We start from the raw sequence: 26186 nt of genomic DNA on the forward strand, positions 1-26186 counted from the left end.
CTTAGAAATTCTCATAGAATAACGTATTGAAGCAAGGTGCAACAATAGCAACCGGCTTTTCCCGTCGGAGTTTAGTGTTTTGCTGTCGATGGAGTACTCTTTTCTTGCAGATTACACTGAATAGAGCAGCGCCCGTTGTGGTGTTGCTGGCCGCGAACAAGCCGCTATCTACCGGTACAGCCTTGCAGGCTGAGGAGGCATGATGAGTAAGTGGACAAAGTACTATCAGGCGTTTATCGAGCGTTTCACCCGTGATTTGCAAACCGGTGAACACCAGATTAATAAGGCGGTGGAGACCACCGAAGCTTATCTGAATGCAACCAGCGATCTGACCCGTGATGAGTTGGCTCTGATCAATGCTTATATCGAACGTGACTTGGCGGAGTTTGCGCAGTCATATGAAGAGAGCAAGGCGGCGTTCAAAGACGGGGTGTTCTACCTGAGCCTGAAAGAAAGTATCTGGCAGGGGTTGGCGGAGATCACCGATAAAACCCAGCTGGAATGGCGTGAGGTGATTGATGATGTAACCCACCACGGGGTATACCAAAGCGGCGAGATTGTCGGTTTGGGGAATCTGGTGTGCGAACATTGCCATCATCGTTTGGTGTTCAACCATCCAGATGTGTTGCCGGTGTGTCCAAAATGCGGCGGTACCGAGTTTAGCCGTCAGCCATTTCAGCCGTAACGCGGATTGATGATATTCAAGACAACAAAAACGCCGTCCTAGGACGGCGTTTTTCATTATGGCGCAGATGCGTTGCTTAAGGTGTGGCTACACAGCTGGCGTCACTTGCTATTAACGGCGCTGACGTAAAACCGCCGCCGCTGCGATGGCTAAAAGTGATGCAATCCACAATGGCCAGTCACCAAACCGAGCATAGGGCGTTTCACCGCGCATCGGCACCACGGTCGCGCTCAGCACCGCAGTTTTGAATTGCGGGATCTGCTGCTGAATTTCGCCATTGCTATCAATCACGGCAGTGACGCCGTTATTGGTGGCGCGTAGTAGCGGACGACCCAGTTCCAGAGCGCGCATGCGTGCCATCTGGAAATGCTGCCACGGGCCGATAGAGTGACCAAACCACGCATCATTAGAGACAGTCAGCAGGAAATCGGTATCTGGATTTTGCAGGAAATTAGCGCGCATCCGGCTGCCCAGAATAATTTCGTAGCAGATAGCGGTTTCCAGATGGAATTGACCGGCCCGCAGATCCGGCTGTAGGTCATCGCCGCGGCTAAATGAAGACATCGGCAGATTGAACAGCGGCGCAATTTCGCGTAGCAAACCTTCAAACGGTACGTATTCGCCAAACAGCACCAGATGGTTCTTGTTATAGCGGTTACGGGTTGGATATTGATACGTCTCTTGCGGATCGCCGAGCACAATCACCGTGTTAAAGAACTGCTTGGTCTGCGGATTACGATCCACCACGCCGGTGATCAGCATCGATTTATTGCTGCGGGTGATGCTATCGAGCATGCTCAGCAGCTCATTTTCCTCGGTTTCCAGTGATGGAATCGCCGCTTCCGGCCAAATCACCAGATCGCCGCGTTGCAGATACGGACGTGACATATCGAGGTAAGTTTGCAGTGTCGGGATCCGATACGCTGGCTCCCACTTGAGCTCCTGATCGATATTGCCCTGAACCAGCGCCACGTTGATTTTGCGCTCGCCATCGGCTTTCACCCAATGCAGATTAGCCAGCGGCAATGCCGCGAGTGGCAGTGCGACCGCGACTACGGCAGGGATCACCTTACGACGCACCAGCGCCAGCGTCAGCAGGCCACTGATGAGCATCAGGGCAAAGGTAATGCCTTGCACGCCAGTGATGGGCCCAAGTCCCCGCAGTGGGCCATCAATCTGGGTATAGCCAAATTGCAGCCACGGGAAGCCGGTGAGCATCCAGCCGCGCAGAAACTCGGTGAAGGTCCACAGTACCGGTGCGGCAAACACCAAACGCGCAGCATTGGCATACGGCAAGAGACGCGCCAGTAAGGCGGCAAACAGCGCCGGATAGAGCGACAGGTAGGCAGCCAGTAATGCCACCAATACCCAACCGACCGCCACCGGTAACCCGCCAAATTGCTGGATACTGACGTTGATCCAGCTAATGCCGGTGATAAACAGGGCAAACCCCCAGACAAACCCAACCAACGCAGCCTGTTTGGCCGAACGGTTTAAGGTCAGCAGGAGTAATCCCATCAAAGACAGCAGAGCACATGGCCAAAAATCAAACGGGGAGTAGGCCAGTGTACCCAAGGCGCCAAACAGCGCCGCCAGCGGTAGCGCAAACCGCCGGCGAGTTAACAGTTGCATCATACAGCTCAGTCAGCCAAATCAGGTTGAGGGGCATCGTCGGGAATGGTTACCCGCACTTGAATTATCCGGCGGCTGTCCGCCATGGTGACCTTAAACTGATAGCCATCGATGGTGACCTGCTCTCCCCGCGCGGGAAGATGGCCGAAGCTTTGCATGATCAGACCACCGATAGTGTCGACCTCTTCATCACTGAAGTGGGTGCCAAAGGCGTCATTGAACTCGTCAATCGGGGCGAGGGCATTGACCGCAAAGGTATGCCGGCTCAGCTGACGAATATCACGATCGTCCTCTTCGTCGTACTCATCTTCAATCTCGCCGACGATCTCCTCGAGAATGTCTTCGATGGTTACCAGACCGGACACCCCACCGAATTCATCGATCACGATAGCCATGTGGTAGCGCTGTGAGCGGAAGTCCTTCAGCATGCGGTCAACCCGCTTACTTTCTGGCACTACCACGGCAGGGCGCAGCACTTTGCTGATGGCAAACGGCTCGGCATCGCTGCGCATAAACGGCAGCAGATCCTTGGCCATCAGCAGGCCTTCGATATGATCTTTGTCTTCGCTGATCACCGGAAAGCGTGAATGGGCGGATTGAATAATCACGTCAATACACTCATCCAGTGACTGGTTGACCTTCAGGGTAACGATCTGAGAACGGGGAATCATGATATCGCGAACACGCAGTTCGGAGATTTCCATGACACCCTCGATCATCTCGCGGGTTTCCTGATCGATCAGCTCGTTCTGCTCGGAGTCCCGCAGGACCTCAAACAGTTCATCACGGTTTTTCGGTTCACCGTGAAAAAGCTGGGTTAACAGCTGACTGAAGAATCCCTTTTTCTGACTGGGGCCATCAGTGTTTTGCGAATGGTCGTCGCTCATGTGCTCTATTTAGTTAGTTAATCCAGGTCTTTTTCGGCAGCATACGGATCGGGATACCCCATCTCCTGCATGATTTCCGTTTCCAAAGACTCCATTTCTTCGGCTTCTTCGTCCTCAATATGATCATAGCCCAGCAGATGCAAACTGCCGTGTACCACCATATGAGCCCAGTGGGCCGAAAGCTCCTTTTGTTGCTCTACCGCTTCGGCTTCAACAACCTGACGGCAGATAATCAGATCGCCCAGCAACGGCAGTTCAATGCCTGGCGGGGCTTCAAACGGGAAAGATAACACATTGGTAGGCTTATCTTTGCCGCGATAGGTTAAATTTAGATGATGGCTTTCTTCTTCATCCACAATGCGGATGGTAACTTCGGCTTCCGGTTGAAAGCCGAGCACTGCGCCATCGAGCCAACGCTGAAAGTCAGCGGCGGCCGGTAAACCGGTATCATTCTGACAGGCAATCTGCAGATCGAGTTCCACGCTCATTATTATTCGTTCTCACTGGTAGGAGCAAGTGCTGTAATTTCAGACACTTCCGAAGTCGCTGCTGGCGCTGACAGCGCTAAAGCTTCTAGGCGACGCTGTTCAGCCTTTTCTTCTCGGTGACGCTGGTCTTGTGCATCCCACGCTTCATAGGCCTGCACTACACGGGCGACAACCGGATGACGCACGATATCTTCGGTCATGAGGAAGTTGAAGCTGATATCTTCCACATCCTTCAGCACTTCAATGGCGTGGCGCAAGCCAGAGCGCTGGCCACGTGGCAAGTCAACCTGCGTGACGTCACCGGTGATCACCGCTTTGGAATTAAAGCCAATCCGCGTCAGGAACATCTTCATCTGTTCGCTGGTGGTGTTCTGGCTTTCATCCAGAATGATGAAGGCATCGTTCAAGGTTCGGCCACGCATGTAAGCCAGCGGGGCGATTTCAATCACGTTGCGCTCAATCAGCTTTTCTACGCGCTCAAAACCCAGCATCTCGAAAAGCGCATCGTACAGCGGGCGCAGATACGGGTCGACTTTCTGGCTCAGATCGCCCGGCAAGAAGCCCAGTTTTTCACCGGCTTCTACCGCAGGACGCGTCAACAGGATACGACGGATCTCTTGACGCTCCAGGGCATCGACTGCGGCCGCAACCGCCAGATAGGTTTTACCGGTACCGGCTGGGCCGACGCCGAAGGTGATGTCATGACCAAGGATATTGGCAATGTAATGGGCTTGATTTGGCGTACGTGGCTTAATCAGACCGCGTTTGGTTTTGATCACTACTTCTTTGCCGTATTGCGGCAACTCAGCATTGACCTGCTCCAGCACACGACTTTCGGTGATGGCCAGATGGATTTGGTCCGGCTCCAAATCAGGGATCACGCCACGGACCGGCGCAGTATCCACATACAAACGCGTGAGGATTTGACTGACCGCCTCTACACACAGTTGTTTGCCAGAGATCTGGAAAAAGTTATCTCGACGGATAATTTCCACGCCCAGACGGCGCTCCAGCTGTTTTAAGTTGTCGTCAAACGGGCCGCACAGACTCAGCAGACGCTTGTTATCCGCGGGGGTCAGGGAAATTTCGTGGGTATAGACCTTGTTCAAATTCAACCTCTTAAATTACTGCCCGCAGCGCGGGCAGTGTCAGTTAAGCGCTTAAGAGGATTTAAGGTGCGTAAGTACCAACCCCTAAATCATCTTCCTTACGGGTACGGGCGATCACGCTCTCTGGTGACTCGACGACCCGCAGATTCATTTCATCTTCGGTGCGCAGCAGTTTACCGCGCAGGGAGTTCGGATTGACATCGGTGATTTCGACATCAACAAATTTACCAATCAGATCCGGTGTACCTTCGAAGTTCACCACGCGGTTGTTCTCGGTACGGCCAGACAGCTCCATCACGCTCTTACGTGACAAGCCTTCCACCAAAATACGCTGTGTGGTGCCGAGCATACGGCGGCTAAACTGCATCGCTTGCTGGTTAATGCGCTCTTGCAGAATGTACAGACGCTGCTTTTTCTCTTCTTCCGGCACATCATCCGGCATATCGGCTGCCGGTGTACCTGGGCGTGCAGAGAAGACAAAGCTGTAGCTCATGTCGAATTCTACATCGGCAATCAGTTTCATGGTCTGCTCGAAGTCTTCCTGAGTTTCACCTGGGAAGCCGACGATAAAGTCAGAGCTGATCTGAATGCCTGGGCGCGCTTTGCGGATCTTGCGGATCAGCGATTTGTATTCCAGCGCGGTGTGCGCACGCTTCATCATGGTCAAAATGCGATCGGAGCCGCTTTGTACCGGCAGGTGCAGGAAGCTCACCAGCTCAGGGGTGTCTTCGTACACCGCGATGATGTCGTCAGTAAACTCGATCGGGTGGCTGGTGGTAAAGCGCAAACGGTCGATACCATCGATAGAAGCAACCAAACGCAGCAGTTCGGCGAAGGTGCACTCGCTGCCATCATGGTTAGTGGCGCGATACGCGTTCACGTTTTGACCCAGCAGGTTAATCTCACGCACGCCTTGTGCGGCCAATTGCGCGATTTCCAGCAAGATATCATCCGCCGGACGGCTCACTTCCTCACCACGGGTATACGGCACCACGCAGTAAGTACAATATTTGTTGCAGCCTTCCATGATAGAAACGAATGCCGTCGGGCCTTCCGCACGTGGCTCTGGCAGGCGGTCAAACTTCTCGATTTCAGGGAAGCTGACGTCCACAATCGGGCTGCGATTGCCGCGCAGACGATTGATCATCTCAGGCAAACGGTGCAGGGTTTGTGGGCCGAATACGATATCCACATACGGCGCGCGCTGACGGATATGGTCGCCTTCTTGTGACGCCACACAACCACCCACCCCGATGATCAGATCTGGGTTTTTCTCTTTCAGGTTTTTCCAGCGTCCCAGTTGATGGAACACTTTTTCCTGCGCTTTTTCCCGAATGGAGCAGGTATTCAGCAGCAGAACGTCTGCCTCTTCTGCTTCTTCAGTGAGCTGGTAACCGTGAGTGGAGTCCAGCAGATCGGCCATTTTAGATGAATCGTATTCATTCATCTGGCAGCCCCAGGTTTTGATGTGAAGTTTCTTCGTCATCGAATCTCAGTGCCCAAAACAAAGTGAAACGCCGGCCCGTCGGGGCGGGCAGACAGTATGCAAGCGAACTATTCTACTCATTCACCTGACCGGTGACCAGTTGGTTTGCGTATCGGTTTTTAACCGCTGTGCACCTAAGGCCGCTTTTGGGGCTGTGAAGGCATAGTGTAGGAAAACGAGGTCTGAGTTAGGCGTGAACTTTTTCGTGAATCAGTGGCCTTCGGCGCTGAGTGCGGCGGGCAAATCCGGTACACTTCACCGTAAGCATAATCACAGATGATATTTACAGATGTCAGGTATGGATATGGACAGGCAACAACATACGCTTACACCGGATCTGCTGGTGGTCGGTGGTGGCATGGTCGGCGCGGCTTTGGCGCTTGGTGCAGCGCAGCAGGGGCTCAGCGTTACCGTGCTCGAACAACACGAGCCCGAACCTTGGTCAGCAGAGCTGCCACCGCAAGTGCGCGTTTCGGCCATCAGTGTGGCGTCGGTCGCGCTGTTGCAGCGCTTAGGCGTCTGGCCACAGATTCAGGCCATGCGCACCTGTCCGTACCGCCACTTAGAAACCTGGGAGTGGGAAGGCGCGCAGACTCGCTTTTCAGCCCAAGAGCTCAATTTACCCGAGCTCGGTCATATCGTGGAAAACAGCGTGATACAGCTGGCTCTGTGGCAAGCGTTGCAGGCGCATCCAAAGGTGACGCTACTGTGTGAGTCCGAAGGCTTTACCCTTACGCGCGAGGATAACCGTTGGAGGCTGACCTTGGCCGATGGCCGTCAATGGCTACCGCGCTTGCTCGCAGGCGCAGATGGCGCGCAATCACGCGTGCGTGCCCAAGCCGGTATCGGCTTAAGTGGCTGGCAGTATCGTCAGTCTTGCCTGTTAGTCACGGTAAAAACCGCGGCACCACAGCAAGACACCACGTGGCAGCGTTTTTATCCGTCTGGCCCGCGGGCATTTTTGCCGCTGTATGGTCAGCATGGGTCGCTGGTGTGGTATGACAAACCGGCGCGCATCAAACAGCTGTCGGCATTGCCGAATGCGCAGTTACACAAAGCTATCAGCCAAGCCTTTCCGGCGCGTTTGGGCGAGTTTGAGGTGCTAGATAAAGGCGCGTTCGCGCTGGTGCGTCGTCATGCGCAGCAGTATGTGTTACCGGGACTAGCATTGCTGGGGGATGCGGCGCACACCATTAATCCGCTGGCAGGGCAGGGCGTCAATCTGGGCTTTAAAGATGTGCAAGCCTTGCTGGAGGTATTGGACAGTGCGGTCAGCCATCAAGAAGAGATTGGCTCTCTGGCGGTGCTGCGCCGTTATGAGTGTCGCCGTCGACCGGATAACTTACTGATGCAATCGGGTATGGATCTGTTCTATGGCCTGTTCAGTAACGATTTACCGCCGCTGCGTATGCTGCGCAATGTCGGGCTGATGGTTGCGGATAAGTCTGGCGTGCTCAAACGTCAGGCACTGCGTTACGCGCTTGGCCTGTAGCGCCCTGAGCACAAGATCAGTGTAAGAAGAGAACATGGTAAGGCAGCGCGCTGCGGCAACGTAGCCAACATTGCTGCCGCTTCAAATAGAACGGATATACAACCTATCTAACCGGCGACCTCACACGAGCGCCGGTTTTTTTGTGTCGCGCAGCGCTCAAATACAGCCCGAAGCGCCTAGCCAAGTCATGGCTAGCCCAAATAATGAGAAAGGGAGAAAGAAATAGCTGAACGCCAGATAGCAAAAAGGCCCGCTAAAAGCAGGCCTTTTTACTTCGTGAAGAGTGGCTGGGGTGCCAGGATTCGAACCTGGGCATGGCGGGATCAAAACCCGCTGCCTTACCGCTTGGCGACACCCCAACAGGTGTTTCACTTTAAAATGTGGCTGGGGTGCCAGGATTCGAACCTGGGCATGGCGGGATCAAAACCCGCTGCCTTACCGCTTGGCGACACCCCAACAAGGTGTTTCAAATTAATGGTGGCTATGACGGGATTCGAACCTGTGACCCCAGCATTATGAGTGCTGTGCTCTAACCAGCTGAGCTACATAGCCATTAATCTGTTGTGCTCCCGAAGATCGGTTTTTCACGATTTCAGAAACTGTGTATTGAATGGCTGGGGTGCCAGGATTCGAACCTGGGCATGGCGGGATCAAAACCCGCTGCCTTACCGCTTGGCGACACCCCATCCGGGTATTCAATACAACTTAAATTGGCTGGGGTGCCAGGATTCGAACCTGGGCATGGCGGGATCAAAACCCGCTGCCTTACCGCTTGGCGACACCCCAAAAGAATATTTACGCAGTGAAATGGTGGCTATGACGGGATTCGAACCTGTGACCCCAGCATTATGAGTGCTGTGCTCTAACCAGCTGAGCTACATAGCCATCGTATTGTTTCACCCATCTTCTGCCGTTTTTCAACGAACAAGGAGATGGCTGGGGTGCCAGGATTCGAACCTGGGCATGGCGGGATCAAAACCCGCTGCCTTACCGCTTGGCGACACCCCAATCTCGTAAATCTGCAATACCTAAATCAGTGACATGGTGCGGAAGGAGGGACTTGAACCCACACACCTTGCGGCGCCAGAACCTAAATCTGGTGCGTCTACCAATTTCGCCACTTCCGCGCTAAAAAAAGATGGTGGCTATGACGGGATTCGAACCTGTGACCCCAGCATTATGAGTGCTGTGCTCTAACCAGCTGAGCTACATAGCCATCTTTTTTATCGCGTCACCTCATCGGCGTTGCGGGGCGCATTATGCGTATCCCAGCGAAAACCGTCAACCCTTTTTTATGCCAAGATTTCTAATTTTACCCTGTTTGCCTGTCTTGCAACCAGTTTGGTGAAAAAAAAACAAGAAAAGTTTAAAAATTAATCAGTTGTTTGTCAAAACTCGTGTGATAGAGCACAGAAAAAGTGTGCGCTCGGCATGACAAATTTACCGCTACTTTCCACTCTTCTCACTTTACCCGCTAGCGCGATAATGTAAATGGTCAAGAGATAATCAACTTTCGCCGCGAAGAATCATGTAGAAAGGCGTTAATCAGCATTTTGAACGGTGAAAATCCGTTTTTGCGCTGATTTAAGTAAGTTGTGGCGGGTGAATTGGTCTATCGATGAGCTGTCTTGCGTGTTGATGCAGTCCGGCCGATGTTAAGGATGTGATTACACCATGACCGGACTGCTGAGCGTTACTTAGTGCGACTGAGTTCTATTGCGTGAAGTCAGTGCGCTATTTGGCTTATGCGCCTTTGTAGGCATCCACGTGTACACCGGCGACGGCGCGACCGGATGGGTCAGCCATATTTTTGAAAGCTTCATCCCACTCAATGGCTTTAGCCGACGAGCAGGCCACCGATGGACCGCCTGGCACGCACTCCGCTGCGCTAGGTTGTGGGAACAGCTCTTCAAAGATTTCCCGGTATACGTAGGCTTCCTTGGTGGTTGGCGTGTTGTAAGGGAAACGAAAACGTGCCGTCGCCATCTGTTGCTCGGTCACTTGCTGCTCGGCTTGCGCTTTTAGCGAGTCAATCCAGCTGTAACCGACGCCATCAGAAAACTGCTCTTTCTGACGCCATGCAATACTGGCGGGCAGATAGTGGGCAAAACATTCACGCAGGATATGCTTTTCGATTTTACCATTGCCGCACATTTTGTCCTGCGGATTAATGCGCATGGCCACATCTAAGAAGCGTTTATCCAAGAATGGCACGCGCGCTTCCACACCCCATGCGGCCATCGCTTTGTTGGCGCGGGCGCAGTCATACATGTGCAGGGCCAGCAATTTGCGTACGGTCTCTTCGTGCAGCTCTTTGGCGTTAGGCGCTTTGTGGAAGTAGAGATAGCCACCAAACACTTCATCGGAGCCTTCACCGGAGAGCACCATCTTAATGCCCATGGCTTTGATTTTACGCGCCATCAGGTACATCGGAGTTGAAGCGCGGATGGTGGTCACATCATAGGTCTCAATGTGATAAATCACATCGCGGATCGCATCCAGCCCTTCTTGCACCGTAAAATGGATCTCATGGTGTACGGTACCAAGGTGGTTCGCGACCTCTTGGGCGGCGGCCAGATCTGGTGAGCCTTTGAGTCCGACCGCGAATGAGTGCAGCTGTGGCCACCAAGCTTCGCTTTGCTCATTATCTTCAATACGGCGGGCGGCAAACTTTTTGGTGATGGCGGAGACCACCGACGAGTCCAGCCCCCCAGAGAGCAATACGCCATACGGCACATCAGACATCAAATGGCTTTTCACCGCATCTTCGAAGGCTTCACGCAGCTGGTTAGGATCGGTGACGGCATCTTTAACCGCATCGTACTCCATCCAGTCACGTTGATAGTAACGGCGGATCTCACCGTCTTTGCTCCACAGATATGAGCCTGCTGGGAATTCTTTGATGGTGCGGCACACCGGCACCAGCGCTTTCATCTCAGAGGCCACATACAGGTTACCGTGCTCGTCATACCCCATGTACAGCGGGATGATACCGATATGATCGCGCCCAATCAGGTAGGCATCTTGCTCGGCGTCATACAGTACAAACGCAAACATGCCGTACAGCTGGTCAAGGAAGTCAGGACCATTCTGCTGATACAGTGACAAAATCACTTCGCAATCCGAATCAGTTTGGAACGCGTAGTCTGGCTGCGCGGCACGCAGCGCTTTGTGGTTGTAGATCTCACCGTTTACCGCAAGGATGTGGGTCTTTTCGGCATTAAACAGTGGCTGAGCTCCGTTATTCACATCGACAATCGCCAAGCGCTCGTGCGCTAAGATGGCTTTGTCTGTGGCATAGATCCCGGACCAGTCTGGCCCACGGTGACGCAGTAATTTGGACATCTCCAGGGCTTTTTTGCGCAGCTCACTGGGATCAGACTTCAGCTCTAAAATACCAAAAATCGAACACATACTTTCTTTCCTTGCAGTTGCGATCTTTTAAACCGGCTCACCTATCGGAGCTGAGCCGTACAGGTTTTGTTCATTCAATGTGCCAAGGCGCAGAATTTTTGCAAGCATTTTTTCTGACCTTGATTGATGAATCTTCATCCATAAATGAGTTTAGTTAGATATTGGTTATCCTTACCGCTGGCGTTTTTATCGTATCCTCATCAAAACGGCCAAAAAGTTGATCGGTGGATAAATGGCTGATCACGTGGCGAGCAAAACCACTACCGGCTTCGTTATAGATATTGAATGCGGCGTGGACACCGTCACCGGTTAGCTTTTCCACTTCATCTTGGTATTCGGCAATGGCGGCAATACGGCCGGTAAATTGACGATGGTGCAGGTGATCCAGCGCAAAATGGTTCACTTGCCAGTGTGGCATCGCCAGCAAGATTAACTTCACATTGCCGCGCGGTCGTACGCGCTCCCAAAAATCAGGGTCAGTGGCATCGCCTTGAATTACGTTACGTCCGCTTTGCCGATGTGCGAGCACGCTTTCGGGGTTGGACTCGATACCGAGCAAAATATCGCCATAACGCTCGCGCAGCTCATCATAAGCCCCAGAGCCAATGCGCCCCATGCCGAGAACCAGGATTTGCGCATCGCCGGGGTCAATCAGGCGGTCATCAGGGTGCAGATTGCGGTTTTCATCTGGTTTCGCCTGCTTGCGTAAAATGGCATACAAGCGATCGGTCATCTTGTTCAGTGGTACAGAAATCAGGAATGACAGCGCGGTCGTCAGTGCCAGCACCACCAACCAGCTGCTGCTGAGTAACCCTTGGCGTACGGCAATACCGCCGACAATCAGGCCAAATTCACTGTAGTTACACAAGGTCATCGCCAGCTGTAAGCTGGTACGGATCCGAAACCGAAACAGACGTGCGGCCAGATAGTAGAGCGCCGCTTTGACTGGCAATAAAAACAGCAGTAACACCGCCATACCTAAGCCTTGCCAGCTTGGGATCTCCTCAAGACCGATTTGCAGGAAAAAGCAGATTAAGAACAGTTCGCGCAGATTGAACAGCGATTTAGACAGTTCCGATGCGCGAGAATGACCGGCAAACAGCATCCCGATAATCAGCGCGCCCAGATCCGGTTTCAAGCCACACCAGCTAAACAGAGCCGCCCCTGGGATCAGAGCAAGGAAAATGCCACCCAGCACCAAAATCTCATCGTGGCCGAGTTTATCCAGCAGCCGATATAGCACAGGACGACACAGTGGCAACAGCAGCAGTAACGCCGCCCACGGATGCGGTAATTTACCGGTAGAGGCACTTAAGAAGATGACGGCGAACAGATCTTGAATAACTAAGATCCCAAGGGCTAATCGGCCATAGGTACTGAGCAGCTCTCCACGCTCTTGCATGGCTTTGACGGCCAGTACCGTAGAGGAAAAACTTAACGCAAAGCCGAGCAGCAGAGCGTTAGAAAAATCCAACTGCATTACCAGCAGCAAGGTGGTGACCTTCAACAAGGTCAAAACCAACGCCACACTTAAGGATGACAGCAGGGTGTAGCCACTGGCGCCGACCAGCACTTCGCGGCGCATCAACAGCCGGATATCCAGCTTGAGGCCGATGGTAAACAGCAGCAACGTTACCCCGAGATCAGCCAGAGCGCTCAGAGGGCTACCGGCACTGAAACCCGCGACATTCAGGCCAAAACCGGCCACTAAAAAACCGATGAGCGGAGGTAAGCCGACACGTTGCACTGCAAAGCCGGCAAAAAAAGCAATACTGATGAGTAGCAGGAGTTGAGAATCTATCATGCGTTCCTTTGCAGGGTCAGAGACACTGACCTGTCCATTAGAGATTAATCAAGCCGTTGCATTGAATGTTAGTGCATGGCGATAAGGCCCTTAACAAAACACCGCGTTAGCGCGGTGTTTGTGATTATAAAATATCGATGTCAGCCACTGAATCAAAAACATGATTCGGCCTAAACGGCATGGTCTCGATATCGGCATGCTTAGATACCCCAGAGAGCACCAAAACGGTCTCCAGACCGGCCTGAAAGCCTGCCAGAATATCGGTACGCAAGTTATCGCCGATGATCAGGGTGTTTTCGGAGTGCGCCTGCATCTTGTTCAGCGCGGCACGGATAATCCACGGACTTGGTTTGCCGACGAAAAACGGCTTGCGGCCGGTGATTTTTTCAATTGGGGCGCACAGCGCACCGCAGGCTGGGGCGTAACTAGGCCCGTGGGTATCGGGGTTGGTGGCAATAAAACGCGCACCATTAGCCACAAAGCGCGCGGCTTTATGGATCATATCCCAGTTGTAGGAGCGGGTTTCGCCCACAATAACGAAATCGGGGTTGATATCGGTGATGGTAAAACCGGCCTTATACAGTTCGTGAATTAAGGCGCCTTCACCGATGACAAACGCTTTTTTCCCTTCCTGACGACGCAGAAAATCGGCGGTCGCCATACCGGCGGTATAGAACACACTTTCTGGGACATCAAGGCCAGCGGAATGAAAGCGGTTAGCCAGATCCTGCGCGGTTTGTACGGGATAGTTGGTTAGGATCACCAGCGGGGTTTCTTGCTCGAGCAGGCGATGTAGGAATTCTTTTGCTCCGGGTACGGCGGTATTGTCGTGCAGTAACACACCGTCAATATCACAGATCACGCTTTTTTTCATGCCATCTCCGAATTAGCACAGGTAGGTGTAGGGCTGCGTTATGCGCAGCCCACGAGTATACCACGGAGAAAATGACAACCGGATAAAAGCGGTGAATTATTGCGCCGTTAGCTTATTGTTCCAGCAAACGTTGTAGCAAAATACCATTAAGCATTGAGCGCTTGATGAGGGCAAACGCACCGATGGTCGGCTTGTCATACAGCTCGGAGGCGACCACCGACAGTTTTTGCCGGAATTCTTTGAGTGATTGAGTCTGAATACAGGCTTCAATGGCAGGGAACAGCACTTTTTGCGCTTCGGTAATTTCCCCTGCGATGATCACTTTTTGCGGATTGAACAGGTTCACTGTAATGGCAATCGCCTGACCGAGTTTGCGGCCCACTTGTTCAATCAGCTCCACCGCCAGTAAATCGCCCTTATTGGCCGCGTGACAAATGCTGTAGATATTCAGATCGTCAGCATTGAGCAATTTACTTGGGTAACCGGCTTGCAGCAATTCACGTGCGCGCTGTTCGATGGCGCTGTTGGCAGCGATGGTTTCTAAGCAACCAAAGTTACCGCAGTGACAGCGAGGTCCGAGCGGATCAATCTGGATGTGGCCAATTTCGCCAACGTTACGGTTATAGCCGAGGAAAATCTGGCCATGCACAATAATACCGGCACCGGTACCCCGATGCAGACGAATCAAAATGGAGTCTTCGCAATCGCGGCTGGCACCAAAGTAGTGCTCAGCTAGAGCCAAACTGCGCACATCGTTACCGACAAAACAGCTGACTTCAAAGTGGCGACTTAAGATATCGGCCAGCGGCCAGTGTTGCACGCTAACATGCGGCATGTATTCCACCACACCGGTGTCGGGGTCGACTAAGCCGGGTAGGGTGATGGACATGGCAATCAGTTGACGAATTTTACGCTGGTGGGTAGCAATAAACTGCTCAATCAGTTCAATCAGCTCTTTTTCCAGCTGTGCCTGATCGTGTTGGAGCAAGATAAAGTGCTCTTCGGCCAGTGATTTACTGCTGAGGTCGTAGAGCGAAATCGTGGCATCGCGGCGACCTAAACGCACGGCAATTGAGTGGAATGGCCGGGTTTCGGTGACGATGGAAATAGCGCGGCGACCGCCGGTTGACGCTTGTTGTTCAACCTCTTTGATCAGTCCGCGCTCAAGAAGCTGGCGGGTAATCTTAGTGACACTGGCCGGAGCAAGTTGGCTGTGATCAGCGACTTGGATCCGCGAAATAGGCCCTTGCTGGTCTATCAGGCGGTATACCGCTGCGCTATTGAGTTGTTTAACCAGATCTACGTTACCAATTTGTCCGCCAGTGCTCATAGTTTAGTGCCGCTCAAGCTGTCCGTTAACGATGGTCGCCTTGACTGTAAAGTCACGATCAAACACCGTTATGTTGGCAACTTTGCCGGCTTTAATCTGACCTAAGCGGTCTGCCACGTTAATGGCGCGTGCCGGATACAAAGTGGCCATACGCAGTGCTTCATCCAGTGCGATGCCGATGTGCTCGACGCAGTTTTGTACTGCTTCGATCATGGTCAGTGCGGAGCCGCCCAGAGTGCCGTTTTCATCTACACACTTCCCATCACGGTAATATACTTTTTTACCGACGAAAATGAAGTGGTCAATGTTAGCGCCTGCTGGAGCTGTGGCGTCCGTCACGAGAACCAGTTTCTCGCCTTTCATTTTGTGCGCCAGACGGATGTTGGACCAAGAAACGTGGAAACCGTCAGCAATAATGCCGGTGTACACATCTGGAGTGTCCAATATCGCGCCAACCATACCCGGCTCACGGCCAGTGATTGGCGGCATGGCGTTGAACAGGTGGGTGGTGAAACTCACGCCAGCAGCAAAGCCGGCACGGGCTTCGGCGTAGCTGGCGTTGGTGTGGCCACCGGAAACCACAATGCCGGAGTCGACCAGCTTACCAATCAGACTAGCGGGTGCTAGTTCTGGCGCCAAGGTGACTTTGGTCACCGCATCGGCGTGCTCGCAGATATAGTCCACCATTGCTTCATCCGCTGGGCGAATGAAGTCTGGGCTGTGAATCCCTTTTTTCAGGATATTCAGGTATGGCCCTTCTAGGTGCAGACCCAACGCTTGGTTTTTGTGCGCTTGCAGATAGCTTTCCATCACGGCGATGGCGGTTTTCATTTCGCTATCGCTGGTAGTGATCAAGGTTGGCAGATAGCTGGTGCAACCGGATTTCAGGTTGGCGCGCTGCATGATATGCAAGGTTTCTTCGGTCACGGCATCGTTCAGCATCACGCCGCCACAGCCGTTCAGCTGGACATCAATGAAACCCGGGCTGACGTTGGCGCCATCCAGATCGACGGTTGCGATCCCCGCCGGCAGTTCGCTCAACGGGCAGACTGACTCGATGACGTCACCGTTAATGATAACCGCATGGTTATCCAGAATGTCATAGCCGGAGTAAACACGGCAATTTGTCAGGGCATATTTCATAGATGACCTTCTTAAATATTGTTGATGTTGGCCGCTTCAAGCTCACGGAAGTATTTAACCGTTTTGACTTTCAGCTCCATGGTTGAAGGCTCGTCACAGACGATCATGGACTTCGGATGCAGTTGCAGAGCGGAAATCGTCCACAGGTGGTTGACGCAGCCTTCAACGGCAGCTTGCAGCGCCAGCGCTTTGGCATGGCCGGTAACCAGGATCATGATCTCTTCGGAGTCCAGCAAAGTGCCGACACCGACAGTCAGGGAGTACTTAGGTACCTGAGTCATGTCACCGTTAAAGAAACGGGAGTTGGCGATACGGGTATCTTCGGTCAGGGTCTTGATCCGTGTACGTGAAGCCAGAGAAGACGCCGGTTCGTTAAAGGCAATGTGGCCATCGTTGCCGACACCGCCCATAAACAAATTGATTTTACCGTAGGACTTAATTTTCTCTTCGTACCGGCGGCATTCAGCATGAACATCTGCAGCATTACCGTCGAGCAGGTTAATATTTTCTGGTTTAATATCAACGTGGTCGAAGAAATTGCGATGCATGAAAGAATGGTAGCTTTCCGGATGATCTTCCGGTAAACCAACGTATTCATCCATGTTGAAGGTTACGACATTAGCAAAGCTCACTTCACCGGCTTTATGCAGCTCGATCAAGCGCTTATAGGTTGCCAGCGGTGTACCACCGGTCGGCAAACCTAATACGAACGGACGCTCAGCTGTGGGTTTAAAGGCATTAATGCGGTCGGCAATGTAACGGGCTGACCATAATCCAACGTCCTTGGCTGTTGATAGCGGAATTAAGCGCATTGTACACCTCTTAAACTAACCTGAATTGAGTAAAACCGTGTTGTGAGTGAGCTTATCGCAAACCTGAGCATGTTTTGGATGATAAAATAAGTTTTATGATCTGGCTAGCAAATTGCCTGTTTATTACCCCATTGCGGTGATTGTGATCACAAACAAGGTGGTTTTAATTTGCGAGGCAAAATAAAACTCTTACACTCGGTCATACCAAATAAAAGGTGTGTGGAAACATTCAGTTTTGCTTGTGTGACTCGTTTCATAACCAAAACTGAGTAGCGACGGGTAGAGAGCTGGAAGGCAGAAATAATTAGGTTTGGAAACCGAAATAGGGGATACCAACGTGAATATTCTAGGATACTTACAGAGAGTCGGCCGTGCATTGATGGTACCAGTTGCCACTTTGCCTGCTGCTGCAATTTTGATGGGGGTCGGTTACTGGATTGACCCGGTAGCTTGGGGTGGTAACAGCGCACTGGCGGCGTTCTTTATCAAGTCTGGCGCGGCAATTATCGACAACATGTCCGTACTGTTTGCGGTCGGTGTTGCTTACGGTATGTCAAAAGATAAAGACGGTGCTGCGGCACTGACCGGTTTCGTGGGCTACTTAGTCCTGACTACGCTGCTGTCTCCGGGGGCAGTTTCCCAGATCCAGGGTATCCCAATGGATCAGGTACCGGCAGCGTTCGGTAAGATCAACAACCAGTTTATCGGTATTCTGGTCGGTATCATCTCTGCTGAGCTGTATAACCGCTATAGCACTGTAGAACTGCACAAAGCGCTGGCGTTCTTCAGCGGCCGTCGTCTGGTTCCAATCCTGACTTCTTTCCTGATGATTGCTGTTGCCTTCGTACTGATGTACGTATGGCCGGTGATTTATAACGGTCTGGTAAGCTTCGGTGAAGGCATCCAGGGTATGGGCGCTGTAGGTGCAGGTATCTATGCATTCTTCAACCGTCTGCTGATCCCTGTTGGTCTGCACCACGCACTGAACTCCGTGTTCTGGTTCGACGTTGCCGGTATTAACGACATCCCTAACTTCTTGGGCGGTCAGGCATCTATCGACGCCGGTAAAGCGGTGCTGGGTGTGACTGGTATGTACCAGGCTGGTTTCTTCCCAATCATGATGTTCGGTTTGCCGGGCGCTGCATTGGCGATTTACCACACGGCTAAGCGTGAAAACCGCGAGAAAGTTGCGTCCATCATGCTGGCTGCTGCGTTCGCTGCGTTCTTCACCGGTGTAACTGAGCCGCTGGAATTCTCCTTCATGTTCGTAGCGCCGGTTCTGTATGTGATCCACGCGCTGTTGACCGGTATCTCTGTATTCATCGCTGCTTCCATGCATTGGATTGCAGGCTTTGGCTTCAGTGCGGGTCTGGTGGATATGGTGCTGTCTTCACGTAACCCGCTGGCCACTCAGTGGTACATGCTGGTTCTGCAAGGCTTTGCCTTCTCCGCGGTGTACTACTTCGTGTTCCGCTTCGCTATCGTTAAGTTCAACCTGAAAACTCCAGGCCGTGAAGATGACGAAGACGAAGAGCTGGTTGAAACTGTGCACAGCACTGACAACCAAGAGCTGGCGAAAAAGTATCTGAAAGCGCTGGGCGGCCATGCCAACCTGACCACTATCGATGCTTGTATCACTCGTCTGCGTCTGACCATGAAAGACCGCAGCATCGCTGATGAGCGTGTACTGAAAGCGCTGGGCGCGAAAGGTGTGGTGAAACTGGGTGAGAACAATCTGCAGATTATTCTGGGCCCACAAGCTGAAATCATCGCGACAGAAATGAAGCGCATCCCTGCGACTGAAGATCTGAGCAACATCAGCATTCCTACCGTAAAAGCGTAATCCGTTTTATCTCTATCTTTGTTTAGTTGTGATTTCCCGGTCCCTTTGGGGCCGGGTTTGACGGCCTGATCACATCTTTTTTCAGGCTCTTGGAGTGTTTTAGGGGGTTTTATGTTGAGATTATCTGCCATTGCTATCGCGACCACGATGGCGTTGACCGGTTGTGCCGGTAGCGGCGACAGCAACCAGACTCTGGTTAACCGTATGGGTAGCCAGTTGAATGTGCAGTACGCAGTACTGGATAACCACGGTGGCGAAAACGGTGTCAACTGTGGCGCGCTGGGTGCCGAGTGGGCGGCGTGTAACAAGGCCACGATTACACTGACCAACAATGGCGGTGAAATCAGCGGTAAAGCATGGACCATCTATTTCCACAGCATCCGCCAAATCCTGGCGGTGGAAAATGAACAATTCAAGATCTCTCACGTAACCGGTGACCTGCATAAACTGGAGCCAACGGATAAGTTCGATGGTTTTCAATCCGGTGAAGTAGTTGAAATTCCTATCATTGGCGAGTACTGGCAGCTGTTTGAAACTGACTTCATGCCACGTTGGTATGTCACCGCCGGTGATGCTAAGCCAAAAGTCATCAGCAATACTGACACTGAAAACGTGAGCGAGTTTTCGGCTCCAATCACCGGTGATAACTGGAAGCGTACCAGCGGTGACAAAAACGTGCTGATGAATGCGCAAACCCGTTACGCTAAGAACCAAGATGTGCCGGTTCTGCCAGCGCAGCAGCTGCGTGGTCAGATCCTGCCAACCCCAGTGGAAGTCACTGTGGGTAAAGCCGATGCCAGCTTAGCAAACGGTATCAATATCCAAACATTGGCTCTGCCAAAAACAACACTGGACGCGGTTAGTGAGCGTTTGGCGCAGTTAGGGGTGACAACCTCTAGCGCAGCGGATGCTTATCCGGTAGACGTGAAAATCAACAAGGCGGCGTTTAAAGGTAAGTGGCAGACCGAAGGGGCCTATACCCTGAAAGTAACACCACAAGGCGCGCAGATTGTGGGTAATGACGCCGCGGGTGCGTTCTATGGCTTGCAGTCTCTGATTTCACTGATCCCGATGGATGGCAGCAAAACCATCGCTACCGTGACTGTGAAGGATATGCCACGCTTTGAACACCGTGGTATGCATGCCGATGTTGGCCGTAACTTCCACAACAAAGAAAGCATTCTGCGTCTGCTGGATCAAATGGCAGCGTACAAGCTGAACAAATTCCACTTCCACCTGAGTGATGATGAAGGCTGGCGTTTGGAGATCCCTGGTTTGCCAGAGCTGACCGACGTGGGTAGCCAGCGTTGCCATGACTTGAGCGAAACTCAGTGTCTGCTGCCTCAGTTGGGCTCAGGTCCTGACAGCAACAACCAAGGTAGTGGCTTCTACAGCAAGCAAGATTATGTGGATATCCTGAAGTACGCCAAGGCGCGTAACATCGAGGTGATCCCAGAGCTGGATATGCCAGCGCACGCGCGTGCGGCGGTCGTATCGATGGAAGCGCGCTACAAGAAACTGATGGCGGAAGGCAAAGAGGCCGAAGCGAACCAGTATCGTCTGCTGGATCCGCAAGATACCTCTAACACGCTGTCTGTACAGTTCTATAACCGCACTAGCTACCTAAACCCGTGCTTGGAATCGTCTCAAGCGTTCGTCGATAAGGTGATCGGTGAAGTGGCGGCGATGCACAAAGAAGCCGGTATGCCGCTGCAAACTTGGCACTTTGGTGGTGACGAAGCGAAGAACATTCGCTTGGGCGGAGGCTTCCAAGATGTGAACGCGGCCGAGAAAGTAGATTGGCGTGGCACGATCGACCAGAGCAAAGAAGATAAGCCGTGGGCCAAGTCTCCGGTATGTCAGAAGATGGTCGAAAGCGGCAAGGTTTCTGATTTTGAACACCTGCCAAGTCAGTTTGCGAAAGAAGTCAGCCAGTTGGTGAACAAGCATGGCATCACTACCATGATGGCGTGGCAAGATGGCCTGAAAGATGCCAGCGGCGCATCTGACTTTGCAACTAAGAAAACCGGTGTGAACTTCTGGGATACCCTGTACTGGGGCGGCTTTGATTCAGCCAATGATTGGGTGAACAAAGGCTATGAGCTGGTGGTCTCTAACCCAGATTACGTGTACTTCGATATGCCATACGAAGTGAACCCGAAAGAGAGCGGTTATTACTGGGCAACCCGTTTCAGCGATGAGCGTAAAGTGTTCGGTTTCGCGCCAGACAACTTGCCACAAAACGCGGAAACCTCAGTAGACCGTGACGGCAACCACTTTAACGCGAAGAGCGATAAGAAGTGGGGCGGCGCGACAGGCGTACAAGGTCAGTTCTGGAGTGAAAGTATCCGTACCGACCCTGGCATGGAATACATGATCTTCCCACGTATGCTGCCACTGGCTGAGCGTGCTTGGCACCAAGCGGATTGGGAGCTGGATTACGTGGCGGGTCGTGAGTTCAAAGGCGGTGAAACCCATTACGTGAACAGCAAAGCGCTGAACCGTGATTGGGCGCGTTTTGCCAACCTGTTGGGTCAGCGTGAGCTGGCGAAGCTGGATGCTGCCGGTGTGCAGTACCGTCTGCCGGTACCGGGTGCGGTAGTGACAGCAGGCGTGTTGGAAGTAAACACCGCGTTGCCGGGTCTGGCGGTTGAATACTCTGCCGACAACGGTAAAACGTGGCAGCGTTACGACGCCGCAGCGAAGCCGACTGTCACTGGTGAAGTACAAGTTCGTACTGTCAGCCCAGATGGCAAGCGTGCTAGCCGTGTAGAGAGCGTTAAATAAGCGTTGAGGTTTATCCCTCGGTAAATTTCCTTACCGGTTGGCCGCCGGTAAGGGAAGCGGTATTGGCCAACTTCCTAAACGGGACATGATTGCCTCCCCGACGCTTGCCACGGGAGGATTTTGGCGGCGAACGCCGTCTTCACACACTTTGTGCATGTTGTGCTCGGTTCAACCCGCCTAATGGCGGGTTTTTTTTCGGTTTTTGTGCAGTATTGTGTCTGCAACAGTTGTTTGCAGCACAGGTATTGTGGATGATACTAGGTTATGTTGTTGCATCACCGCGAGTGAGGGTAAAAAAATGAGTGAGGCTGAAGCCCGCCCGACTAACTTTATCCGTCAGATCATCGATGAAGATCTGGCGTCCGGTAAACATACCAGCGTGCATACCCGTTTTCCGCCGGAGCCAAATGGCTATCTGCATATCGGTCATGCCAAATCTATCTGCCTGAACTTCGGCATTGCCAAGGATTATCAGGGTCAGTGCAACCTGCGCTTTGATGATACTAACCCGGCAAAAGAAGACATGGAGTTCGTGGAATCTATCCAGAACGACGTGAAATGGCTGGGTTTTGAGTGGAGTGGGGATATCTGCTATTCATCCGACTATTTTGATCAGCTGCATCAGTATGCGATTGAGCTGATCCAAAAAGGTCTGGCGTATGTGGATGAGCTGACTGCTGAGCAAATGCGCGAATACCGCGGCACCCTGACTGAGCCGGGTAAAAACAGCCCGTATCGTGATCGCAGCGTAGAAGAGAACTTGGCGCTGTTCGAGAAGATGAAAAACGGTGAGTTTGCCGAAGGTAGCGCGTGTCTGCGTGCCAAAATCGACATGGCCTCTCCGTTCATCGTGATGCGCGATCCGGTTATCTACCGTATCAAGTTTGCCGAGCACCATCAGACCGGCAACAAGTGGTGCATCTACCCGATGTACGACTTCACCCACTGCATTTCCGATGCGCTGGAAGGGATCACCCATTCCATCTGTACGCTGGAGTTCCAAGATAACCGTCGTCTGTACGACTGGGTACTGGATAACATCACTATTCCTTGCCATCCACGTCAGTACGAGTTCTCTCGTCTGAATCTCGAATACGCCATCATGTCTAAGCGTAAGCTGAACCAGTTGGTGACCGAGCAAGTGGTGAGCGGTTGGGACGATCCACGTATGCCGACTATCTCCGGCCTGCGTCGTCGTGGTTATACTCCAGAGTCTATCCGTGAGTTCTGCCGTCGTATCGGTGTGACCAAGCAGGATAACTTGGTGGAGATGTCGGCGCTGGAAGCTTGTATCCGTGAAGATCTGAACGAGAACGCGCCGCGTGCGATGGCGGTTCTGGATCCGGTTCGCGTGGTGATTGAGAACTTGCCAGAAGGTCATCTGGAAGTGCTGCAAGCGCCAGTGCATCCGAACAAAGCGGAAATGGGCACGCGTGAGCTGCCATTTACCCGTGAGATCTTTATCGATCGCGCAGACTTCCGTGAAGAAGCCAATAAGCAGTACAAGCGTCTGGTGCTGGGCAAAGAAGTGCGTCTGCGTAATGCGTACGTGATCAAAGCAGAACGCGTTGAGAAAGATGCCGAAGGCAACATCCAGACCGTCTTCTGTACTTACGATGCCGATACACTGGGTAAAGATCCAGCCGATGGCCGTAAAGTGAAGGGCGTGATCCACTGGGTGTCTGCGGATAAAGGTGTGCCAGCTGAAATTCGTGTCTACGACCGTCTGTTCAGCGTGGCTAACCCGGCAGCGGCAGATGATTTCCTGTCGACCATCAACCCAGAGAGCTTAGTGATCCGCCGTGGTGTGGTTGAGCCAAGCTTGGCGCAAGCCCCAGCAGAAAAAGCCTATCAGTTCGAGCGTGAAGGTTACTTCTGCGTAGATAGCAAAGACTCATCGGCGGAGCATCTGGTCTTTAACCGTACTGTGGGTCTGCGTGATACTTATCAAGCAGGCTAAATCACGCAAGCTAAGCCGGTAAGGCGAGTATGGGTTAACCGGTCTTGATCTCTTGGCCGGTTAATATGCTCAATGATGGCGAATAAAAAAGCGCAGTCTAGACTGCGCTTTTTTTATGTGACTTGTCTTTTAACATCATGAGTGACGCGGTGATGTCATGCCTATGTCAGTACTATTAACCAGATAACCAGATAACCAGATAACCAGAGCGATCCAGTTAGCGACTGACCGAGGATAAGCTCGCCGAATCAGTTTTTCGGATCGTGCAGGCTTTCGTTCTGACGGCAGTCGCCATCGGCGCAGTGACCGTACAGGTACAGACTGTGGTTGGTCAGACGGATCCCATAACGCTGGGCAATCTCTTTTTGCCGCTGCTCGATAAAGTCATCACTAAATTCAATCACTTTGCCGCAATCAAGGCAGATCAGGTGATCATGGTGATGTTGCTGGGTCAGTTCGAAGACTGATTTGCCGCCTTCAAAGTTGTGGCGGCTGACGATGCCGGCATCATCAAACTGGTTCAGTACACGGTATACCGTAGCCAGACCGATCTCTTCACCCATATCGATCAGCTTTTTATACAGATCTTCCGCACTGATATGCTGACAATCCCCAGTCTGGAGCAGTTCAAGGATTTTCAGCCGCGGTAACGTGACCTTCAGACCGGCTTTTTTTAGCGCAGTATTATTATCTGTCATATATCCAGCGTTCCTGATTTTTTTGGTCTGGGCAGAGGGTATGTCTATCTATCGATATCTCTATGCCGGACGGTTATCTACATCGGACATGGCGACCGGAGTAGAAATGAGAGTGACTAGCATTATAAGAGGTGCGTAACCAAGTTAAAACCGTAAATCCCAGATAAAAACAAAATGGTTGCGCAAATGTTATTGTTTGGTAGAGTTTTTGCTCTGTCGACAAGGATAACAGGATAAACCGCATGCCAGCCTTTTTGTTTCGTGCGTGGATCTTCCGTTGGGCGTTGAATCTCTGGCCACCCTTTTTCGGGGCCGGTATTCGTATTCGTCGTCTAGACCGTGATTTTCGCTGTTGCGAAGTGACCTTGGCGTTTCGCTGGTGGAATAAAAACATCAATCGCAGTCAGTTTGGCGGCAGCCTGTTTGCCATGACCGATCCGATTTATGCCTTGATGCTCATTGGGCGCTTAGGGCCAGATTACATGGTCTGGGATAAAGCGGCAGACATTGATTTCATCCGCCCTGGCTGGGGTAAGCTCACCGCCAGTTTCGAAATCAGTGAAGGCCGTTATGAAGAGATTTTGGCGGCTACCGCCAATGGTGAGAAATGTTTGCCGCAGTTTACGGTGGCGATTAAAGATGCGCAGGGCGAGATAGTTGCACGGGTGAACCGCACCCTGTACGTGCGGCGTAAGTGCAAAACCGAAGAGGTGGTCGCGCCGTTAGATGCGCATCGGCCGCATTTCGCAACGGGTGATAAGCCGCATGAAAAGAATAAAGCCGGCTAAATGCCGGCTTTATTGCGGATGCCTGTTGCCCCATGATGAGGCCGGGCAGCAAGATTGACGTTAGCGAGACATTCGCTATCTAGATTTAGTTATCCAGCTCGGCCAGACACATCTCTTCGTATACTTGCTTCACCCACTTCTCGACACGCTCGGCAGTCAGCTCTGGCTGGCGGTCTTCATCGATGCACAGACCGACGAAGTTCTGGTCATCGACCAGTGCCTTAGACGCTTCAAAGTGGTAACCGGCAGTTGGCCAGTGACCGACGATCACGCCACCACGCGCTTCTACGATGTCACGCAGAGAGCCCATTGCGTCACAGAAGTACTCAGCATAGTCTTCTTGATCGCCGCAGCCGAAAATGGCAACCAGCTTGTTGTTGAAATCAATTTCTTCCAGAGTAGGGAAGAAATCATCCCAATCACACTGCGCTTCACCGTAGTACCAAGTTGGGATACCCAGCAGCAGCAGATCGAAGTTGTCGATGTCTTCTTTGCTGCTTTTGGCGATGTCACGTACGTCCACCAGGTGTTTGCCCAGCTGTTTTTGGATCATCTTGGCAATGTTTTCGGTATTGCCGGTATCGCTGCCAAAGAAAATTCCTACACTTGCCATTCTCTTATACCTTAGCGTTCATTTCGGGCTGTCAGTCAGGTTTAGCGCGAATTCTTCCGCATCCAAGCCCAACTTTTCCAGCAAAATTTGTTCGATCAGTTCACTGCGGCTCATTTGTTGCTCGTGAGCCAGCACGTTTAATGCTTCCACCACCCGGCTATCGACTTTCAGTTCAATTCGGCGTAATCCTTTGGATTTATCGCGCTTGAGCTGATTACGCTTATTAATCCGTAACTGTTCATGCCGGGGAAGCGGGTTTGTTTTTGGACGACCGGGACGACGTTCGTCAGCAAACAAATCAAGAGTGGTACGGTCTGTATTTTCTTTTGCCATTTGAACTA

At 52.2% G+C, this 26186-nt stretch carries 19 protein-coding genes, 9 tRNA genes and 1 pseudogene; 6 read left to right on the forward strand and 23 right to left on the reverse strand.

Annotated elements, in window-relative coordinates:
• Positions 1-202: 202 nt before the first annotated feature.
• Entirely contained in the window at positions 203-685 is a 483-nt protein-coding gene (locus LQ901_RS02805; protein ID WP_039045530.1) for a zinc ribbon-containing protein, read from the forward strand.
• Positions 686-796: 111 nt separating this feature from the next.
• On the opposite strand, the gene lnt is transcribed toward LQ901_RS02805, so the two are convergent.
• The 5 genes from lnt to miaB form a co-directional block, all read right to left on the reverse strand.
• A complete protein-coding gene (gene lnt / locus LQ901_RS02810) occupies positions 797-2320 on the reverse strand; it encodes an apolipoprotein N-acyltransferase (RefSeq protein WP_233671957.1) in 1524 nt (507 codons plus the stop codon).
• Between the two features lie 5 nt (positions 2321-2325).
• On the reverse strand, positions 2326-3204 hold the full coding sequence (gene corC, locus LQ901_RS02815) for a CNNM family magnesium/cobalt transport protein CorC (protein ID WP_010864262.1): 879 nt from the start codon (positions 3202-3204) through the stop codon (positions 2326-2328).
• A gap of 17 nt (positions 3205-3221) precedes the next feature.
• The gene (gene ybeY, locus LQ901_RS02820) at positions 3222-3695 is read right to left on the reverse strand and encodes an rRNA maturation RNase YbeY (RefSeq protein WP_112866333.1); all 474 of its coding nucleotides are present in this window, start codon (positions 3693-3695) and stop codon (positions 3222-3224) included.
• Entirely contained in the window at positions 3695-4801 is a 1107-nt protein-coding gene (locus LQ901_RS02825; protein ID WP_233671958.1) for a PhoH family protein, read from the reverse strand. Before LQ901_RS02825 ends, ybeY begins: the two co-directional genes overlap by 1 nt.
• A 61-nt stretch (positions 4802-4862) precedes the next feature.
• Positions 4863-6287, reverse strand: a complete 1425-nt coding sequence (gene miaB / locus LQ901_RS02830; RefSeq protein WP_039045532.1) for a tRNA (N6-isopentenyl adenosine(37)-C2)-methylthiotransferase MiaB — start codon at positions 6285-6287, stop codon at positions 4863-4865.
• A 304-nt stretch (positions 6288-6591) separates the two neighbouring features.
• On the opposite strand from miaB, the gene ubiF reads away from it, so the two are divergent.
• Positions 6592-7779 carry a 3-demethoxyubiquinol 3-hydroxylase gene (ubiF, locus tag LQ901_RS02835; protein WP_112866420.1) on the forward strand — a complete coding sequence of 396 codons (1188 nt, stop codon included), beginning with the start codon at positions 6592-6594 and terminating at the stop codon, positions 7777-7779.
• Between the two features lie 284 nt (positions 7780-8063).
• Here the strand turns inward: ubiF and LQ901_RS02840 are convergent.
• The 15 genes from LQ901_RS02840 to nagB all read right to left on the reverse strand — a co-directional run bounded on the left by LQ901_RS02840 (position 8064) and on the right by nagB (position 17156).
• Positions 8064-8138, reverse strand: a tRNA-Gln gene (locus LQ901_RS02840).
• A gap of 22 nt (positions 8139-8160) precedes the next feature.
• Positions 8161-8235 (reverse strand) — tRNA-Gln (locus LQ901_RS02845).
• Between the two features lie 19 nt (positions 8236-8254).
• A tRNA-Met gene (locus LQ901_RS02850) sits at positions 8255-8331 on the reverse strand.
• A 59-nt stretch (positions 8332-8390) separates the two neighbouring features.
• Positions 8391-8465, reverse strand: a tRNA-Gln gene (locus LQ901_RS02855).
• Between the two features lie 25 nt (positions 8466-8490).
• Positions 8491-8565 (reverse strand) — tRNA-Gln (locus LQ901_RS02860).
• Positions 8566-8587: 22 nt separating this feature from the next.
• Positions 8588-8664: transfer RNA gene (locus LQ901_RS02865), tRNA-Met, on the reverse strand.
• 48 nt (positions 8665-8712) lie between these two features.
• A tRNA-Gln gene (locus LQ901_RS02870) sits at positions 8713-8787 on the reverse strand.
• A gap of 34 nt (positions 8788-8821) precedes the next feature.
• Positions 8822-8906, reverse strand: a tRNA-Leu gene (locus LQ901_RS02875).
• A gap of 12 nt (positions 8907-8918) precedes the next feature.
• Positions 8919-8995 (reverse strand) — tRNA-Met (locus LQ901_RS02880).
• Positions 8996-9522: 527 nt separating this feature from the next.
• Complete coding sequence (gene asnB / locus LQ901_RS02885) at positions 9523-11193, reverse strand: asparagine synthase B (RefSeq protein WP_064978064.1); 1671 nt, start codon at positions 11191-11193, stop codon at positions 9523-9525.
• Between the two features lie 154 nt (positions 11194-11347).
• Positions 11348-12997, reverse strand: a complete 1650-nt coding sequence (locus LQ901_RS02890) for a cation:proton antiporter family protein (RefSeq protein WP_064978063.1) — start codon at positions 12995-12997, stop codon at positions 11348-11350.
• 124 nt (positions 12998-13121) lie between these two features.
• On the reverse strand, positions 13122-13871 hold the full coding sequence (locus LQ901_RS02895; protein WP_010864255.1) for an HAD-IIA family hydrolase: 750 nt from the start codon (positions 13869-13871) through the stop codon (positions 13122-13124).
• Between the two features lie 112 nt (positions 13872-13983).
• Positions 13984-15201: an ROK family protein gene (locus LQ901_RS02900; protein WP_010864254.1), complete on the reverse strand. Its 1218-nt coding sequence runs from the start codon at positions 15199-15201 to the stop codon at positions 13984-13986.
• 3 nt (positions 15202-15204) lie between these two features.
• Positions 15205-16344: an N-acetylglucosamine-6-phosphate deacetylase gene (gene nagA / locus LQ901_RS02905; RefSeq protein ID WP_039045535.1), complete on the reverse strand. Its 1140-nt coding sequence runs from the start codon at positions 16342-16344 to the stop codon at positions 15205-15207.
• Positions 16345-16355: 11 nt separating this feature from the next.
• A complete protein-coding gene (nagB, locus tag LQ901_RS02910; protein ID WP_010864252.1) occupies positions 16356-17156 on the reverse strand; it encodes a glucosamine-6-phosphate deaminase in 801 nt (266 codons plus the stop codon).
• A 337-nt stretch (positions 17157-17493) separates the two neighbouring features.
• On the opposite strand from nagB, the pseudogene nagE reads away from it, so the two are divergent.
• The 3 genes and pseudogenes from nagE to glnS form a co-directional block, all read left to right on the forward strand.
• Positions 17494-18996 (forward strand): annotated as a pseudogene (gene nagE / locus LQ901_RS02915) (N-acetylglucosamine-specific PTS transporter subunit IIBC); the annotation flags it as partial.
• Positions 18997-19110: 114 nt separating this feature from the next.
• A complete protein-coding gene (locus LQ901_RS02920; RefSeq protein ID WP_084978178.1) occupies positions 19111-21786 on the forward strand; it encodes a beta-N-acetylhexosaminidase in 2676 nt (891 codons plus the stop codon).
• 298 nt (positions 21787-22084) lie between these two features.
• The gene (gene glnS, locus LQ901_RS02925) at positions 22085-23746 is read left to right on the forward strand and encodes a glutamine--tRNA ligase (RefSeq protein WP_064978059.1); all 1662 of its coding nucleotides are present in this window, start codon (positions 22085-22087) and stop codon (positions 23744-23746) included.
• A gap of 248 nt (positions 23747-23994) precedes the next feature.
• On the opposite strand, the gene fur is transcribed toward glnS, so the two are convergent.
• The gene (gene fur, locus LQ901_RS02930; protein ID WP_010864248.1) at positions 23995-24444 is read right to left on the reverse strand and encodes a ferric iron uptake transcriptional regulator; all 450 of its coding nucleotides are present in this window, start codon (positions 24442-24444) and stop codon (positions 23995-23997) included.
• Between the two features lie 242 nt (positions 24445-24686).
• On the opposite strand from fur, the gene LQ901_RS02935 reads away from it, so the two are divergent.
• Positions 24687-25232, forward strand: a complete 546-nt coding sequence (locus tag LQ901_RS02935; protein WP_082935549.1) for a DUF4442 domain-containing protein — start codon at positions 24687-24689, stop codon at positions 25230-25232.
• 85 nt (positions 25233-25317) lie between these two features.
• Here the strand turns inward: LQ901_RS02935 and fldA are convergent, their stop codons facing one another.
• Positions 25318-25845: a flavodoxin FldA gene (gene fldA / locus LQ901_RS02940; RefSeq protein ID WP_010864246.1), complete on the reverse strand. Its 528-nt coding sequence runs from the start codon at positions 25843-25845 to the stop codon at positions 25318-25320.
• Positions 25846-25863: 18 nt separating this feature from the next.
• Entirely contained in the window at positions 25864-26178 is a 315-nt protein-coding gene (gene ybfE, locus LQ901_RS02945; RefSeq protein ID WP_010864245.1) for a LexA regulated protein, read from the reverse strand.
• Between the last annotated feature and the right edge of the window lie 8 nt (positions 26179-26186).

The organism is Plesiomonas sp. PI-19 (genome assembly GCF_021368255.1).
Classification (GTDB): domain Bacteria; phylum Pseudomonadota; class Gammaproteobacteria; order Enterobacterales; family CAMTGL01; genus Plesiomonas; species Plesiomonas shigelloides.

Bases quoted from the DNA above. Each gene is read 5' to 3' on its own strand.
- LQ901_RS02805 (WP_039045530.1), top strand. From the start codon at position 203: ATGAGTAAGTGGACAAAGTACTATCAGGCGTTTATCGAGCGTTTCACC.
- lnt (WP_233671957.1), bottom strand. From the start codon at position 2,320: ATGATGCAACTGTTAACTCGCCGGCGGTTTGCGCTACCGCTGGCGGCG.
- corC (WP_010864262.1), bottom strand. From the start codon at position 3,204: ATGAGCGACGACCATTCGCAAAACACTGATGGCCCCAGTCAGAAAAAG.
- miaB (WP_039045532.1), bottom strand. From the start codon at position 6,287: ATGACGAAGAAACTTCACATCAAAACCTGGGGCTGCCAGATGAATGAA.
- ubiF (WP_112866420.1), top strand. From the start codon at position 6,592: ATGGACAGGCAACAACATACGCTTACACCGGATCTGCTGGTGGTCGGT.
- asnB (WP_064978064.1), bottom strand. From the start codon at position 11,193: ATGTGTTCGATTTTTGGTATTTTAGAGCTGAAGTCTGATCCCAGTGAG.
- LQ901_RS02890 (WP_064978063.1), bottom strand. From the start codon at position 12,997: ATGATAGATTCTCAACTCCTGCTACTCATCAGTATTGCTTTTTTTGCC.
- LQ901_RS02895 (WP_010864255.1), bottom strand. From the start codon at position 13,871: ATGAAAAAAAGCGTGATCTGTGATATTGACGGTGTGTTACTGCACGAC.
- LQ901_RS02900 (WP_010864254.1), bottom strand. From the start codon at position 15,201: ATGAGCACTGGCGGACAAATTGGTAACGTAGATCTGGTTAAACAACTC.
- nagA (WP_039045535.1), bottom strand. From the start codon at position 16,344: ATGAAATATGCCCTGACAAATTGCCGTGTTTACTCCGGCTATGACATT.
- nagB (WP_010864252.1), bottom strand. From the start codon at position 17,156: ATGCGCTTAATTCCGCTATCAACAGCCAAGGACGTTGGATTATGGTCA.
- LQ901_RS02920 (WP_084978178.1), top strand. From the start codon at position 19,111: ATGTTGAGATTATCTGCCATTGCTATCGCGACCACGATGGCGTTGACC.
- glnS (WP_064978059.1), top strand. From the start codon at position 22,085: ATGAGTGAGGCTGAAGCCCGCCCGACTAACTTTATCCGTCAGATCATC.
- fur (WP_010864248.1), bottom strand. From the start codon at position 24,444: ATGACAGATAATAATACTGCGCTAAAAAAAGCCGGTCTGAAGGTCACG.
- LQ901_RS02935 (WP_082935549.1), top strand. From the start codon at position 24,687: ATGCCAGCCTTTTTGTTTCGTGCGTGGATCTTCCGTTGGGCGTTGAAT.
- fldA (WP_010864246.1), bottom strand. From the start codon at position 25,845: ATGGCAAGTGTAGGAATTTTCTTTGGCAGCGATACCGGCAATACCGAA.
- ybfE (WP_010864245.1), bottom strand. From the start codon at position 26,178: ATGGCAAAAGAAAATACAGACCGTACCACTCTTGATTTGTTTGCTGAC.